The organism is Massilia sp. SYSU DXS3249 (assembly GCF_053668055.1).
In genome coordinates this window covers 1-606 of sequence record NZ_JBSIPX010000051.1, presented here as the reverse complement: position 1 = coordinate 606, position 606 = coordinate 1, and the positions used below count along the sequence as shown (strand labels likewise).

1 protein-coding gene is annotated in these 606 nt (G+C 61.2%); it reads right to left on the bottom strand.

The window, feature by feature from the left end; all coding sequences use genetic code 11:
* Positions 1-606 (bottom strand): EF-Tu/IF-2/RF-3 family GTPase (locus tag ACWCIA_RS22915; RefSeq protein ID WP_454166788.1); only part of this gene is annotated, 606 nt, incomplete at both ends.

Below are 606 nucleotides of genomic sequence, written 5' to 3'. Positions count from 1 at the left end.
GAACGTAGATCTCGCCGGTGAAGTGGTTGTGCGGCTTGATCGAGCCTGGCTTGGCCAGAACCTGACCACGCTGGACGTCTTCACGCTTGGTGCCGCGCAGCAGCAGACCGACGTTGTCGCCAGCCTGACCCTGGTCCAGCAGCTTGCGGAACATTTCCACGCCGGTGCAGGTGGTCTTGACGGTGTCGATGATGCCGACGATTTCGATTTCTTCGCCGACCTTGATGATGCCGCGCTCGACACGACCGGTAACCACGGTACCGCGGCCCGAGATCGAGAACACGTCTTCGACTGGCATCAGGAAGGCGCCGTCAACAGCGCGCTCTGGCGTCGGGATGTAGGTGTCCAGGGCTTCGGCCAGGCGGGTGATGCACTCTTCGCCCATTTCGCCTGGCTGGCCTTCCAGCGCCATACGTGCCGAACCTTTGATGATTGGCAGGTCGTCGCCTGGGAACTCGTACTTCGAGAGGAGCTCGCGCACTTCCATTTCGACCAGTTCCAGCAGTTCTGCGTCGTCGACCAGGTCGCACTTGTTCAGGAACACGATGATGTAAGGAACGCCAACCTGACGCGCCAGCAGGATGTGCTCGCGGGTCTGTGGCATCG